Raw genomic sequence first — 14810 nt, forward strand, 5'->3', positions numbered from 1 at the left:
GGGAAGTCTACGTGGTCAGAGGAGGCTCTCCAGGGCCACGGAGGGGTCGCAGAGGGCGTCCGGGTCCACGGTGGCGCGGGAGCGGATGAGCTTCTGGATGGGGTCTGTGACGTCCCACACGTTCACGTTCATGCCGGCGATCACCCGGCCGCCGTTCAGCCAGAAGGCGATGAACTCGCGCTTGCCGGTGTCGCCGCGCACCACGACCTGGTCGTACGAGCCGGGCGGCGCCCAGCCGGAGTACTCCATGCCCAGGTCGTACTGGTCGGTGAAGAAGTACGGCACCCGGTCGTAGGAGACGTCCCGGCCGAGCATGGCGCGGGCGGCGGCGGGCCCGCCGTTGAGGGCGTTGGACCAGTGCTCGACGCGGATGCGGTGGTGCAGGAAGGGGTGCTCGGCGGCGGCGACGTCGCCGGCGGCGTAGATGTCGGGGTCGGAGGTGCGCAGCGAGGCGTCGACGGCGATGCCGCCGCCGTCGGCGCGGTCGACGAGGGCGAGTCCGGCGTTCTCGGCGAGGGCGGCGCGGGGGGCGGCGCCGACGGCGACGAGGACGGCGTGGGCGGGGTGCTCCTCGCCGTCGTCGGTGCGCACCGCGAGGACCATGCCGTCCTGGCCGGTGAACTCCTGGATGCGGGCGCCGAAGTGGAAGCGGACGCCGTGCGCGGTGTGCAGGTCGGCGAAGAGCTGGCCCAGTTCGGGGCCGAGGACCCGGTGGAGCGGGGTGGGGTCGGGCTCGACGACGGTGACCTCTGCGCCGTAGGTGCGGGCGGCGGCGGCGACCTCCAGGCCGATCCAGCCGGCGCCGGCGATGACCAGGTGGCCGTTGTCCCGGCCGAGGGCCTTCAGCTCGTGGCGGAGCCGCTCGGCGTGGGAGAGGCGGCGCAGGTGGTGCACGCCGGCGAGGCCGGTGCCGGGGACGTCCAGGCGGCGCGGCTCGGAGCCGGTGGCGAGGAGGAGCTTGTCGTAGCGCAGGACGGTGCCGTCGCCGAGGCGGACGGTGTGGGCGTCGCGGTCGAGGCCGGTGACGGTCTGGCCGAGGTGGAGCTCGATGTCGTGGCTCGCGTACCAGGCCGGGTCGTGGACGAGGGCGTCGGTGCGGTCCTTCTCGCCGAGGAGGTACCCCTTGGAGAGCGGGGGGCGCTCGTAGGGGTACTCGCGTTCGTCGCAGACGAGGATGACCCGTCCGCTGAACCCCTCGGCGCGGAGCGTCTCCGCCGCCTTGGCCCCGGCCAGGCCCCCGCCGACGATGACGAAGGTCTGATCTGCGTCGACCACGTTGATTCCTCCTCGTTGCGACCGGTTCTCTACGCTACGCCCCCGGGCCCGGCCCTGGTCGCACCGCCTCGGGACGCGCATGCGAGGGTCCCGCACCGTGCGGGAAGGCGGAAGGGGGCGAACGGCCCCCGGGTCCCGGGCGGGCGGCCCTCAGGGGCGGGGGTGGCGCAGGCGGTGGTGGAGGGTGCGGGCGGAGGCGTCGGTGAGGGAGGCGATCTGGTCGACGATCACCCGCATGCGGGAACGGTCGTCGGGCGCGTCGGCGAAGAGGGCGCGGAACTGCGGTTCGAGCCCGTCGGGGGCGCGGGCGACGAGCGCCTCGGCGAGTTCGGCGACGATGATCCGCTGGTCGGCGCGGAGCGCCTCCTGCTCGGCGCGCTGCATCACGTACCGGTCGGCGACGGCCTTGAGGACGGCGCACTCGTTGCGCGTCTCGCGGGGGACGACGAGCTCGGCGCCGTAGCGGGTGAGGCGGCCGGAGCCTCCCCCGGAGCCCGAGCGGCCCGGGCGGGGCCCCCACGCCTGCCTCGTGGCGGCCTCGGCGGCGAGGCAGAAGCGGCCGATGAGCTGGCTGGTGGCGTCCTTGAGGCGGGCCTGGGCGACGGCGGAGCCGTCGTAGCCGTGCGGCCACCAGTCCTGGGCGAGGAGGCGGTCGAGGGCCTCGGCGAGCTCGGCGGGGTCGGTGTCCCCGGGGACGTAGCGGCCGATGGCGACGGCGAAGACGTCGGCGCGCTCGGGTCCGGCGTACAGCAGATCGGGGTCGATGTGGCCGGCGCGCAGGCCGTCCTCGACGTCGTGGACGGAGTAGGCGACGTCGTCGGACCAGTCCATGACCTGGGCCTCGAAGCAGGTGCGGCCGTCGGGGACGCCGCGCCGGACCCATTCGAAGACGGGCAGGTCGTCCTCGTAGACGCCGAACTTGGGCGAGGCGGGGTCGGTGGGGTGGCCGCCGCGCGGCCAGGGGTACTTGGTGGCGGCGTCGAGGGCGGCGCGGGTGAGGTTGAGTCCGACGCTGACGGGGGCGCCGTCGGGGCCGGGGACGAAGCGCTTGGGCTCGATGCGGGTGAGGAGGCGGAGCGACTGGGCGTTGCCCTCGAAGCCGCCGCAGTCCTTGGCGACGTCGTTGAGCGCCTGCTCGCCGTTGTGCCCGAAGGGCGGGTGGCCCATGTCGTGGGCGAGGCAGGCGGTCTCGACGAGGTCGGGGTCGCAGCCGAGGGCGGCGCCCAGCTCGCGGCCGACCTGGGCGCACTCCAGGGAGTGGGTGAGCCGGGTGCGGGGGCTGGCGTCCCAGGCGTGGACGGGGGTCTCCCCCGCCGGGGCGAAGCCGAACGCCTGGGGGAGGGTGCCGGGGGTGACGACTTGGGTCTTCCCGGCGAGCCGGCGCAGGGCGGCGGAGTGCAGCACGCGGGCGCGGTCGCGCTGGAAGGCGGTGCGGCCGGGCCGTTTGTCGGGCTCGGCCGCCCAGCGCTCGGTGGCGGTCGGGTCGTAGCCCGGGGTCTCGCTGGTGCCGTCGTAGCCTGCCATGCCTCGACGGTAACGGGCGGCGCCGACAAAAGGGGTCAGATGGCGGCGAGTTCCCGCGCGGGGCGGGTGGTGCGGGTGCGGTCGTAGCGGTGCAGGACGAGGCGGGCCAGGTCCGGGTGGGCGCCGAGCGGGGCGGCGGCGATCCAGGGGGCGTGGGCGGCGGCGCGGGCGGCGAAGAGGCCGGGGGCGGTGAAGCAGGAGGCGAGGGCGGCCCGGGGGCGGCCCCGGGCGGCGAGCGCGGCGAGGGCGCCGGGGACGTCGGGGACGGCGGCGGGCAGGACGGGGACGGGGGCGCCGTCGCCGCCGAGGCGGGCGCCGAGGGCGGCGGCGGTGCGGCGCAGGACGGCGGCGGAGCGGGGGTCGCGGGAGCCGGCGGAGGCGAGGACGACGCCGGTGGTGCGGGAGGCGGCGTCGGCGGGGGTCCAGCCCGCCTCGGCCAGCCGTCCGGCGAGGGCCTCGACGAGCAGCGGATGCGGGCCGAGGGGTCCGGCGGCGCGGGCCCGCAGACCGGGCACGGCGGCGAGCGCGGCGGGCAGGTCGTGGCCGGTGTGGTGGCCGGGGGCGAGCAGGAGGGGGACGAGGACGGCCTCGCGGCCCTCGGCGGCGAGCGCTTCGAGCGCCGGGGCGAGGAGCGGGGCGTTCAGCTCGATGTGGGCGAGCCGGACGTCGAGTCCGGGCCGCAGCGCCCGGACGCGGTCGAGCAGCCGCCCGAGGACGGCCCGCGCCCGGGGGTCCCGGCTGCCGTGCCCGACGGCGAGGAGCACGGGCCCGGACCCTCCGGGCGGGGCGGAAACGGCGGGGCCGGCGGGGACGGTAGGCGTGCGGGGGACGGCGGTACGGGACGGGTGCATGGGGGCCTCCTGGCCGGACTTCTCCGGCGGGGCGCCGTACGGACGCACCCGCCGGGGCCGGAGGCCGGACCGGCTCCGCCGTGTGCCGATCCTGGCGGGGCCGTGTTGCCGGCCCGTTGCGCGGCGGTCACGGCCGCCCGCCGGGACCGCGCGCGGGTGTTTCGGCTCCCTCACGGCCGCCGGGTCAGGCGAGCCAGACGCGGAGCGGGCCGAGGGGGCGCAGCCCGGCGGCGAGGGCGGCGGCGAGGTCGTCGCCGGACTCGTAGCCGACGACGGGGAGGGCGGGGTCGGCGGCGGCGAGGACGGCGGCCCAGACGGCGCCGGGCTCCGTGCCGTCGGCGGCGAAGAGGTTGGAGACGCCGGTGGCTCTGGCGCCGGTGGAGAGGACGGCGCCGCCGAGGATCCGCCCGCCGGGCCCCGGGACGGCGAGGACGGTGACGGACGGGTCGTCGAGGAGGTCCGGGCGGAAGAGGGCGGCCTCCGCCGCGTCGCCGCCGCTCCAGGCGAGGGCCCAGGCGGCGAGGTCGGCGGGGGTGCCGGCGCGGACGGCCGGGGCGGCGGCGGGCCCGGCGGGGGCGCCCGCCGGGCGGCCGATCCAGGTGGCGTCGAAGAGGGGGCGGAAGCCCTCGGGGGCGAGGTCGAGGCGGGCGTACGCGTCCTTCACCGAGGCGCCGGGCGCGGTCCGGTCGATGCCCGCGAGGACGTCGGCGGCGGTCGCGTCGCCGGTGAGGGAGACGGCGTCCGGGTAGTAGAGGGGGGTGCGGCGGGGGCTGGTCCAGGCCCGGGGGCCCTCGGCGGTGGCGAGACCGTGGGCCCGGCACATGCTCGCGCACCAGACGGCGTTGTTCCGCACGGCGACGGCCAGCAGCGCGCCGACGTCCGGGGGCCCGTCGGCGGTCGGCGGCGCGGAGGTGCCCGGTGCGGAAGTCGGCGGTTCGGTGGGGTGGAGTTCTTCGTCGGTCACCGGCGGATCGTACGGAAGGAGCACCCCTCTCCTCCCCTCTTTTATCCTTCCGAATCACGGAATATCTTTTCCATTATGAGAATGCCTCCCGCGCCGCTCCCCCGGCGCGTCGCCGCCGAGTTCACCGGCACCGCCGCCCTCGTCGCCGTGATCGTCGGCTCCGGCATCCGCGCCGACCTGCTCAGCGGGGACCTCGGGGTCCGGCTGCTCGGCAACGCCGCCGCCTCCGCGATCGGCCTCGGCCTGCTCATCGCCCTGCTCGGGCCGGTCTCCGGCGCCCACCTCAACCCGGTCGTCACCCTCTCCGCGTGGTGGGACCGCCGCCGGGAGCCGGGCGGGGACGGGGGCCGCGAGGTCCTCGCCTACCTCGCCGCCCAGCTCGCCGGGGCCGTCGGCGGCGCGCTGCTCGCCGAGGCGATGTTCGGCCGGGCCCCCGGCGGCTCCTGGCCGGCCGGACCGGCCGCCTCCCCGCACCTGCTGCTCGGCGAGGCGGTCGCCACCGCCGGTCTGGTCCTCGTCGTGCGCGGACCGGCGCGCGTCGGCCGTCCCGGGCTCGCGCCGGTCGCGGTCGCCGGGTACGTCGGCGCGGCGATCTGGTTCACCTCCTCCGGCGCCTTCGCCAACCCGGCGGCGACCGTGGGCCGTTCCCTCACCGACTCCTTCACCGGCATCGCCCCCGCCTCGGTACCGGCCTACGCCGCCGCCCAGTTCCTCGGCCTGCTGCTCGGCACGGGGCTGGCGGGTGTGCTGTACGGCACGGTTCGCGCCGGGGCAGAACCGGAACCGGCCCCCGCGCGTCGGACCGGGTGACAGCCCGTCCCCGAGCTCCTGGAGACCCCGCGATGCAGCTCCGCCTCCCCCGTACCGTCCGGGCCCGGCGCCGCACCGTCCAGGCCGTGATGGCGGCCGCCGTGCTGGCGCTCGCCCCGGCGACGTGGATGCACGCGGCGGCCGCGGGGAAGCTGCGGACCACCGCCGACGTGCCCGCCGCGGACGTCGCCGTCGTCTTCGGGGCCGGTCTGTGGCAGGGCCGCCCCACCCCGTACCTGGCGCACCGGCTCGACGCCGCCGCCGAGCTGTACCGCACCGGGAAGGTGAAGGTCCTCCTGGTCACCGGCGACAACAGCCGCACCGAGTACGACGAGCCGGGCGCCATGCGCGCCTACCTGGCGGAGCGGGGCGTGCCGGACGGGAAGGTCGTCAGCGACTACGCGGGCTTCGACACCTGGGACAGCTGCGTGCGGGCCCGGGAGGTCTTCGGCGTGGACCGGGCCGTCCTCGTCACCCAGGACTTCCACATCAAGCGGGCGGTGGCGCTGTGCGAGCGGGCCGGGGTCGCCTCGTACGGGGTCGGGGTCGCCGAACCGCAGGACTCCACCTGGTACTACGGCACCACCCGGGAGCTGTTCGCGGCCGGGAAGGCGGCCCTGGACGCGGCCGTCCGGCCCGCCCCGCGCTTCCTCGGCCCGCACGAGCCGGGGGTCACCGAGGCCCTCGCGGCGGCCGCCTCACCCACCGCGCCGCGCTGATCCCGGCACCTGGCACCGTCCCCGTAATACGGCGGGCGCCCCGGCGTAACACGCCCGGCGCACCCTCGTGGCATGTCCGACACCGCCGCCGTCCCCACCCACTGCCCCTACTGCGCCCTCCAGTGCGGCATGGGCCTGCGCCCGACCGGGGGCGCGCAGCCGCCCGTCGAGGTCGTGGAGCGGGCCTCCTTCCCGGTCAACCGGGGCGCCTTGTGCGGCAAGGGCCGTACCGCCCCCGCCGTGCTCTCCTCCCGGGTCCGGCTCACCGGGCCGCTGGTCCGCGACCCCGCCACCGGGGATCTGGCGCCCGCCTCCTGGGAGGAGGCGCTGGACGCGGTCGCGCGGGGGCTGCGGCGGACCCGGGACGGGCACGGGCCGGACGCGGTGGGGGTCTTCGGCGGCGGCGGGCTCACCAACGAGAAGGCGTACGCGCTCGGCAAATTCGCCCGGCTGGTCCTGGCCACCTCGCAGATCGACTACAACGGCCGCTTCTGCATGTCCTCGGCGGCCGCCGCCCACCAGCGGGCCTTCGGCCTCGACCGGGGGCTGCCGTTCCCGCTGGAGGACGTCCCCCGCACCGGCTGCGTGATCCTGGTCGGCTCCAATCCGGCCGAGACCATGCCGCCGGCCCTGCGCCACTTCACCGAACTCCGGGAGAACGGCGGGAAGCTGATCGTCGTGGACCCGCGCCGCACCCGCACCGCCGAGCTGGCCGACCTGCACCTGGCGCCCCGGCCCGGCACCGATCTGGCGCTCGCCCTGGGCCTGTTGCACCTGGTGGTCGCCGAGGGCCGGGTCGACGAGGCGTTCGTCGCGGAGCGCACCACCGGCTGGGAGGCGGCCCGCGCCCCGGTCATGGCCCACTGGCCGGAGCAGGTCGAGCGGATCACCGGGGTGCCGGTGCCGCGCCTGCGGGAGGCGGTCGCGCTGTTCTGCGACGCGGACAGCTCCATGGTGCTGACCGCCCGCGGCCCCGAGCAGCAGTCCAAGGGCACCGACACCGTGGGCGCCTGGATCAACCTCTGCCTGGCCACCGGCCGGGCGGGCCGGCCGCTGTCCGGATACGGCTGCCTCACCGGGCAGGGCAACGGGCAGGGCGGCCGCGAGCACGGCCAGAAGGCCGACCAGCTGCCCGGCTACCGCAAGCTCGACGACCCCGCCGCCCGCGCCCACGTCGCCGGGGTGTGGGGGGTGGCGCCGGAGTCGCTGCCGGGGCCGGGGCGGAGCGCGTACGAGCTGCTCGACGCGCTCGGCGGCGAGGTGCGGGCGCTGCTCCTGATGGGCTCCAACCCGGTCGTCTCCGCGCCGCACGCCGCGCACGTCGAGGAGCGGCTGCGGTCGCTGGACTTCCTGGCCGTCGCCGACGTGGTCCTCTCCGAGACCGCCGCCCTCGCCGACGTGGTGCTGCCGGTGACGCAGTGGGCGGAGGAGACGGGCACGACGACGAACCTGGAGGGCAGGGTGCTGCTGCGGCGGCGCGCCCTCGACCCGCCGCCGGGGGTGCGGACCGATCTGGAGGTGCTGCACGGGCTGGCCGCGCGGCTCGGCTGGGAGAAGGGCTTCCCCACCGACCCGGAGGAGGTCTTCGAGGAGCTGCGGCGGGCCTCCGCGGGCGGGCCCGCCGACTACGCGGGCATCGACTACCGGCGGATCGCGGCGGAGGACGGCGTGTTCTGGCCCTGTCCCGCCGAGGACCATCCGGGCACGCCCCGGCTGTTCCTCGACCGGTTCGCGACCGCCGACGGGCGGGCCCGGTTCGTGCCGGTGACGCACCGTCCGGCGGCCGAGGAGCCCGACGCCGCCTATCCGGTGGTGCTGACCACCGGCCGGGTCGTCGCGCAGTACCAGTCGGGGGCGCAGACCCGGCGGGTGGCGGAGCTGAACGCGGCGGCTCCGGGGCCGTTCGTGGAGCTGCATCCGCGGCTGGCCGCGCGGATCGGGGTCGCGGAGGGCGAGCCGGTCGCGGTGGTGTCGCGGCGCGGGCGGGCGGTGGCGCCGGCCCGGATCACCGGCGCGATCCGCCCGGACACCGTCTTCATGCCCTTCCACTGGCCCGGGGAGGGACGGGCGAACACGGTGGTGAACCCGGCGCTGGACCCGGTCTCCCGGATGCCCGAGTTCAAGGTGTGCGCGGTCCGCCTGGAGCGCGCCTGAGCCCGGTCCCCGCCCGGGTGAGGGGCTTCCCGGGGTGAGGCGTCCTCCTCGGTGGCGGTGCGGCCGAGGAGGAGCCGGCCGTGGGGGCGGGTGCCCGGAGGGTCGGTTGCCTCCCGGGCGGGTGCCGTGGAGGCAGGATGGCAGCCTCAGACGGGCCGGACCTCGTTTTCCAGCCACTCCAGGGCTGCTGGTCACCTCCCCACCGTAGCCGCCGGTACGGCGCCCGGACGGGCCCGCGCGGGAGATCGCGCGGGCCCGTCCGGGGCGTACGGGGGCCTGGCGGGTCGTACGGGTCGTGCCTACGCGGCGTACGGGCGGACGGCCTTGGCGTCCCGGAGGGCGTGGCCCCACCAGGCGAGCTGGTCGAGCATCGACTTGGCGCCCTCCTCCGGCCCGGTCGGGTCCTTGAGGGTGCCGTCCTCCTCGAAGAGGCCGTGCACATAGGGGAAGGCGACGCCGTCGCGGACGGTGACGGTGTGCGTCTCGGCGTAGACCTGGCGGAGCTGCTCGACGGCGCGGATGCCGCCGGAGAGGCCGCCGTAGGAGACGAAGCCGAGGGGCTTGGCGCGCCATTCGGTGTAGTGCCGGTCGATGAGGTTCTTGAGGGAGGCCGGGAAGGAGTGGTTGTACTCGGGGGTGAGGACGACGAACGCCTCGGCGGCCTCCAGGACCGGTGTGACGTCCGCGAGCGCGGCGCGGACGGCCGGATCGGGGTCGTAGGAGAGCGAGGTCGGGAGGGTGAGGTCGGCGAGGTCGAGGACGGTGAGGTCGAAGTCGGTGCGCTCGGCGACGCGGGCGCGGACCCAGTCGGCGACGACGGGGGCGAAACGGCCCTCCCGGTCGCTGGCGACGATGAGGACGAGGTTCAGGGGCTTCAGCGGCGTGTTCATGACGATGATCCTGAGACCTCGACCTAGCTTGAGGTCAAGTGCTTCTTTCGGCCGTCCGCGCGCACACCCCCGGCGTGAAAAAGCCGGTGGGCGGGACGGAGGAGTCCTCCGTCCCGCCCACCGGCCTCGATACCGGGATGCCGGGGTGCGGTCAGGCGTCGCGGCCGGCCGCGTCCCGCATCAGCTCCTGGACCGAGTCCGCGCTGCGGGAGGGCGCCGGGTAGCGCAGGTGCGCCAGGCGGGCCTGCTCCTGCCGCATGTGCATGAACGACTCCAGGATGTAGCCCACCATCAGCACGAGCATCGCGATGATCATGATGGAGGCGGCCAGGATCGCGGTGGGGAAGCGCGGCACGTCGCCGGTGCGGATGAAGTCCGCCACGACCGGGATGCCGAGGACCAGCGAGACCAGGGCCAGCAGGCCGGCGATCACCGAGTGGAACAGCGACGGGCGCTGGCGGCGGGTGAGGCCGAGGATGAGCTTGAGGATGCGCCAGCCGTCGCGGTAGGTGCGGAGCTTGCTCACACTGCCGGCCGGGCGGTCCTTGAAGTCCACCTCCATCTCGGCGGTGGGCAGGCGCAGGCTGAGCGCGTGGACCGTCATCTCGGTCTCGGTCTCGAACTCGTGCGAGAGCGCCGGGAACGACTTGATGTAGCGGCGCGAGAACACACGGTAACCGCTGAGCATATCACTGACATCGTTACCGAACAGCGATCGAACAGCGCCGGTGAGCATCTTGTTGCCGACGGCGTGACCGGCGCGGTAGGCCGTCTCCACGACCTCGCGGCGGGCGCCGACGACCTGGTCGTACGGGCCCTCGAAGAGCAGGTCGACCATCTCGCGGGCGCGCGAGGCGTCGTAGGTGTCGTCGCCGTCGATGATCAGCAGCGCGTCGGCCTCGACGTCGGCGAAGGCCCGCCGTATGACGTTGCCCTTGCCCTTGCGCGGCTCGTGCCGCACGATCGCTCCGGCCTTCTGCGCCTCGGCGACGGTGTTGTCCGTCGAGTTGTTGTCGTAGACGTAGATGAGGGCTTCGGGCAGCGAGGCGCGCAGGTCGCGAACGACCTTAGCGATCGCGGCCTCCTCGTTGTAGCACGGAACGACACACGCGACCGTCGGTTGCATCGGGTCCTCTTGAGGGCTTCGAAGTGGTCTTGGGGGTGGGCGGCTCGCCCGTCCTTCCCGGGGGCAGACGTGCTGCTCGCGCCGGGGCGTCCAAACATTACCTCGATTTGTCTAACCAGGTCTAAGCCGCTTAGGTTGCGCCCCATGGCGCTGTTGACGGGATGGGGGCGACGTCTGCCCTCATGGCTGCGGAACATCTGGCAGGAGGTCGCGGCCTTCGGCATCGTGGGCGCCCTCGCGTTCGTGGTGGAGATCGTCGGGTTCAACCTGCTGGTCTTCGGCCTCACCCCCTCCGGTGACGGGGCCCTGCGCGGTTCGCCCGTGCTGGCCTCCTCGCTGGCGACCCTCCTGGCCATGGTCGTCAGCTGGGTCGGAAACCGCTACTGGACCTACCGCGACCGGCGCGGGCCGATCGACCTGCGCGAGGTCACCCTCTTCATCGGGGTCAATCTCGCGGGCATGGTCGTGACGGCGATCCCCGTCTACCTCTCGCACACCGTGCTGGGCCTCGGTTCCCCGCTCAGCGACAACATCGCCCGTCTGGTCGGCTGGGCCGCCGCGACCGTGCTCCGGTTCGTCGCCTACCGCACCCTCGTGTTCACCTCCGCCGACGCATCCGCCGAGGCCGCTGCCGCAAAGGACGCCACGCCCGTGCCCGGAACCGCCGACCGGTCGACCGCCCCGCTGCGCGAGGCATGGCGGAGCGGGCGCCTCTGGCCGTGGTGCCTGGCCGTCCTCGCCGCCTTCTGCGGCTACTGCGTCGCCACCGTCTTCCACCCCGGCTACGTCACCACCGACAGCATCGACCAGCTGCGCCAGGCGCTGGGCGACTGGCCGGTCAATGACTGGCACCCGCCGGTCATGGCGCTCCTGTGGCGCGTCCTGATCGCGACCACCGGCTCCTTCTCCGCCATGGCGGCCCTCCAGGCGGCCGTGCTGTGGGGCGCCCTGTGGCTGCTGGCCCGGGTGGTCTGGCTGCGCACCCGCAGCCACGGCCTCTCCCTCGCGATGCTCGCCGTCGGCCTCGCCCCGCACGTCGTGAACTTCACCGGCGTGGTCTGGAAGGACGTGCACATGGCCTACGCCATGCTCGCCGTCCTGGCCCTCGCCCTCACCGCCCGCGAACTGCCGGCCGGCCGCACCCGCACCCGCTGGGTCCTCTTCGGCCTGGGCGCGCTGCTGCTCGCGTACTGCGTCCTGGTCCGCAAGAACGGCCTGCCGGCCGTGATCCCGGTCTTCGCCCTGCTGGTCATGGCCGTGTGGCCGTCCCCCGGCCGCCGCCGCTGGCTGCTCACCTCCGGCCTGCTCGTCGCGGTCACCGCCGTCGGCAGCGTCGGCGTCTCCGCGATCACCCAGCCGATCGCCACCAAGCAGGTCGCCCAGCTCCCGCTCGACGACCTGCTGCACGTCCTCACCCCGGCCCAGGTGGGCCGGGCCGCCGAGAAGGCGGGCGCCACCGACGACTTCCGCGACCGGCTGGTCACCGCGGCCACCCGCTGCCAGACCAGGAAGATCGCCTCCGACGCGTACTTCATGTGCTACCCCCGCGAGCGTCCGACCGCGGCCACCACGACGGAGCTGGGCGAGCACTCCGAGGTCCTGTTCCGGATGTGGACGCAGCAGATGCCGAAGCACTGGAAGGGGTACCTGGAGTACCGCACCCGGGTCTACGCCAAGCTGATGTTCCAGAGCAATCAGCAGTTCCAGAGCGGGCACTACCTCTCCCCCGGCATGACGCTCCCCGAGCCGGTGGCGAAGGCCCCGTACAACGAGACGCTCCGGCAGACCCTCCAGGCGTACGTGACGGGCGCGCTGCGCGACCTGTCGATGATCTACCAGGGCTGGTTCTGGACCGCCGTCGCGCTGGTGCTCCTGCTGCGCCGCCGCTGGCCCGGCCCGTACACCCGGGAGCTGCGCCTGCTCGGCGCCAGCACCGTCCTGTACATGCTGGCGTACTTCCCGACCGCGCCGCAGTCGAACTACCGCTACCTCTACTGGCCCGCCGTCTCCGGCACCGTCGCCCTGCTGCTCGTCGCCGTCGGGTACGCGATCCGGCGCCGCGAGGCCCGGCAGGAGGCCGCCGAGGCCGCCGGGACCACCCCTGAGCCGGCCGGACCGGCTGCCGGGACCCCGGACGCGGCCGGACCGGCGCAGCCCCGGGAGGCCGCGGTCACCGGCTGACCGGCACGGCATCACGGGTGAGGGGCGGGACCATGCGGTCCCGCCCCTCACCCGTTCGGCACGGAGTGTCGTACGGGGCCCTCGCACCCGCTCCGGCCTGCGGGAACGTCCGGATTCCAGTCGACGCGCCGTATCGGACGGCGTAATCCTGACACCGCATCAGCAGGCGCCGGGCGCGCCGCGGCCGTTACCTCGGTCCTACGGAAGACCGAACGACCGCGCGCCCCGGAGGACCCCACCATGCGCCCCACCGCCCGCCTGCTCACCGGAACCGCGCTGGCGTTCGCCGCCCTCGGCGCGTTCGCCGCCCCCGGCGCGTTCGCCGCCCCCGGCGCGTTCGCCGCCCCCGGCGCGTACGCGAACAACAACCCCGAGCCGCTGGAGATCTACCCCTCCACCGCCTCCCCCGGCACCACCGTCACCGTCAACACGCTGGCCTGCGGCAAGGACGGGCACGGCGTCGGCGACGCGAACGCGCTGGGCGCCGGGGAGTTCCAGCTCAACCCCGGCACCCACAAGGAGGTCGTGGTCGGGCAGTTCACCGTGCCCGAGCACGCCAAGCCCGGCGTCCACTGGATCGGGGTGACCTGCGACAACGGCCGGACCGCCCGGGGCGAGCTGACCGTCAGGCACCGGGAGCCCAGCGGGCACGTCAAGACGGGCGTCGGCGGCAGCGTCGGCCCCGACACCACCCAGGTCACGGCGGGCGTGGCGGTGCTGACCGCGGCCGCCGTCGGCGGTGTGTGGCTCCTGCGGCGCCGGGCGAGCGGCGCCCAGGGCTGAGCGGCACACCGCCCGTCCCGCCCCCGTCCGGCCGCCGCGCGCGGCCGGACGGGGGCGGGCCCTCTCCCCTCCCCGAATGAGGAATCGACGTGAGCAACAGGAGCAAGGGCTGGGGCGTCGCGGTGGCCGCCTGCGTCGGGATCTGGCTGGTCCAGAACGGCTCGGAGGACGTCACCCCGCCCGTCCCCTCCGCCGCCCAGGCCTTCGCCGCCGGGCCCAGCGTCCACACCGACGCCGCCGCCGACCCGCTGCCGCCGTCCCCGCCGGTGCGGCTGCGCATCCCGGAGACCGACGTGGACGCCCCGATGACCCGGCTCGGGCTGGCCCCCAACGGCTCCCTGGAGGTGCCGCCCGCCGAGGACCGCAACCTGGCCGGCTGGTACGCGGACGGCGTCACCCCCGGCGCCGAGGGCACCGCGATCGTCGCGGGCCACGTCGACAACGCCGGCGGACCGGCCGTCTTCTACACCCTGGGCGCCCTCAAGAAGGGCCACCGCATCGAGATCGACCGCGAGGACGGGAAGACCGCCGTCTTCACCGTGGACGCGGTCGAGGTCTACGACAACGACGCCTTCCCCGACAAGAAGGTGTACGGCGCCACCGACCGGGCCGAGCTGCGGGTGATCACCTGCGGCGGCGGCTTCTCCGCGAAGAAGGGCGGCTACCAGGGGAACGTGGTCGCCTTCGGGCACCTCATCGGGGTGCGCTGAGACGGCGGCGGCCCGGTCCGTCTCACGCCCACTGGTCCCAGCCCAGCTTCGCGACCATCGAGAAGACCACGGCGAGCAGCACCCCCCGGACGAACCCCGAGCCCTTGCTCAGCGCCATCCGGGCCCCGACCGTCCCGCCCACCAGGTTGAACAGGGCCATCAGACCGGCCAGCTGCCAGTAGACGGTGCCCTGGTAGGCGAACATGGCGAGCGCGCCGCCGTTGGTGCAGACGTTGACGACCTTGGCGGTGGCGGAGGCCGTCACCAGGTCCAGGTGGAGGACGGCCGTCAGGGCGAGCACCAGGAAGGTGCCGGTGCCGGGCCCGAACAGGCCGTCGTAGAAGCCGATGCCGCCGCCGACGACCACGATCGCCGTGACGATCCGGGCCCGGGTGAGCCGGGTCCGCTCCTCGCCCTCGGGCCGCGCCCCGAAGGCGGGCCTGAGGATGACGAAGGTCCCCACCGCGAGGAGCACCACCATGATCAGCGGGCGCAGCACCTCCTGGTCGATCATCGTGGCGAAGAGGGCGCCGGCCGAGGAGCCCGCGAGGGCCGCGAGCCCGACCCGCACCGCCGTCCGCACCGGCACCCTGGTCCGGCGGGCGTAGGTGACGGCCGCGCCCGTGGTGCCGACGATCGCGACCGCCTTGTTGGTGCCGAGGACGTAGCCGTTCGGGGCGTGCGGCACGCCGATCAGGAGCGCGGGCAGGAGCAGCAGCCCGCCGCCGCCGACCACGGCGTCGATCCAGCCCGCGGCGAGCGCGGCCAGGCAGAGCAGGACGAGGGTGGTCAGGGCTATGTCGGGCATGGCAGCGAGCCTAGG

Annotated in this window: 13 protein-coding genes; 6 read left to right on the forward strand and 7 right to left on the reverse strand. The window is 75.1% G+C overall.

Annotated features, from left to right (window positions below; translation table 11 throughout):
- Window positions 1-15: 15 nt before the first annotated feature.
- The 4 genes from IE219_RS03960 to IE219_RS03975 all read right to left on the reverse strand — a co-directional run bounded on the left by IE219_RS03960 (window position 16) and on the right by IE219_RS03975 (window position 4614).
- Complete coding sequence (locus tag IE219_RS03960; protein ID WP_189975098.1) at window positions 16-1275, reverse strand: NAD(P)/FAD-dependent oxidoreductase; 1260 nt, start codon at window positions 1273-1275, stop codon at window positions 16-18.
- A 150-nt stretch (window positions 1276-1425) separates the two neighbouring features.
- Window positions 1426-2799 (reverse strand): deoxyguanosinetriphosphate triphosphohydrolase, encoded by a 1374-nt coding sequence (locus tag IE219_RS03965; RefSeq protein ID WP_189975099.1) that lies wholly within the window; start codon window positions 2797-2799, stop codon window positions 1426-1428.
- Window positions 2800-2834: 35 nt separating this feature from the next.
- A complete protein-coding gene (locus IE219_RS03970; RefSeq protein ID WP_189975100.1) occupies window positions 2835-3650 on the reverse strand; it encodes a sirohydrochlorin chelatase in 816 nt (271 codons plus the stop codon).
- A gap of 184 nt (window positions 3651-3834) precedes the next feature.
- Window positions 3835-4614: a hypothetical protein gene (locus IE219_RS03975; RefSeq protein WP_308434008.1), complete on the reverse strand. Its 780-nt coding sequence runs from the start codon at window positions 4612-4614 to the stop codon at window positions 3835-3837.
- 75 nt (window positions 4615-4689) lie between these two features.
- On the opposite strand from IE219_RS03975, the gene IE219_RS03980 reads away from it, so the two are divergent.
- The 3 genes from IE219_RS03980 to IE219_RS03990 all read left to right on the forward strand — a co-directional run bounded on the left by IE219_RS03980 (window position 4690) and on the right by IE219_RS03990 (window position 8297).
- Complete coding sequence (locus tag IE219_RS03980) at window positions 4690-5424, forward strand: aquaporin (protein ID WP_189975101.1); 735 nt, start codon at window positions 4690-4692, stop codon at window positions 5422-5424.
- 32 nt (window positions 5425-5456) lie between these two features.
- A complete protein-coding gene (locus IE219_RS03985) occupies window positions 5457-6143 on the forward strand; it encodes a SanA/YdcF family protein (RefSeq protein WP_189975102.1) in 687 nt (228 codons plus the stop codon).
- Window positions 6144-6215: 72 nt separating this feature from the next.
- Complete coding sequence (locus tag IE219_RS03990) at window positions 6216-8297, forward strand: molybdopterin oxidoreductase family protein (RefSeq protein ID WP_189975103.1); 2082 nt, start codon at window positions 6216-6218, stop codon at window positions 8295-8297.
- 299 nt (window positions 8298-8596) lie between these two features.
- Here the strand turns inward: IE219_RS03990 and IE219_RS03995 are convergent, their stop codons facing one another.
- Entirely contained in the window at window positions 8597-9187 is a 591-nt protein-coding gene (locus tag IE219_RS03995; protein WP_189975104.1) for an NADPH-dependent FMN reductase, read from the reverse strand.
- A gap of 151 nt (window positions 9188-9338) precedes the next feature.
- Window positions 9339-10313, reverse strand: coding sequence for a glycosyltransferase family 2 protein (locus IE219_RS04000; protein ID WP_189975105.1), 975 nt, complete (start codon window positions 10311-10313; stop codon window positions 9339-9341).
- A 144-nt stretch (window positions 10314-10457) separates the two neighbouring features.
- Between IE219_RS04000 and IE219_RS04005 the strand changes: the two genes are divergently transcribed.
- From IE219_RS04005 to IE219_RS04015, 3 genes are all read left to right on the forward strand, one after another.
- Window positions 10458-12494, forward strand: coding sequence for a GtrA family protein (locus tag IE219_RS04005; RefSeq protein WP_189975106.1), 2037 nt, complete (start codon window positions 10458-10460; stop codon window positions 12492-12494).
- Window positions 12495-12734: 240 nt separating this feature from the next.
- Entirely contained in the window at window positions 12735-13277 is a 543-nt protein-coding gene (locus IE219_RS04010; RefSeq protein WP_189975107.1) for a GVDTG sorting domain-containing protein, read from the forward strand.
- 89 nt (window positions 13278-13366) lie between these two features.
- Window positions 13367-13987, forward strand: a complete 621-nt coding sequence (locus tag IE219_RS04015; RefSeq protein ID WP_189975108.1) for a class F sortase — start codon at window positions 13367-13369, stop codon at window positions 13985-13987.
- 22 nt (window positions 13988-14009) lie between these two features.
- Here the strand turns inward: IE219_RS04015 and IE219_RS04020 are convergent, their stop codons facing one another.
- A complete protein-coding gene (locus tag IE219_RS04020; protein WP_189975109.1) occupies window positions 14010-14795 on the reverse strand; it encodes a sulfite exporter TauE/SafE family protein in 786 nt (261 codons plus the stop codon).
- Window positions 14796-14810 lie beyond the last annotated feature (15 nt).

The sequence above is a fragment of the Streptomyces termitum genome, assembly GCF_014650175.1.
Taxonomy (GTDB): domain Bacteria; phylum Actinomycetota; class Actinomycetes; order Streptomycetales; family Streptomycetaceae; genus Streptomyces; species Streptomyces termitum.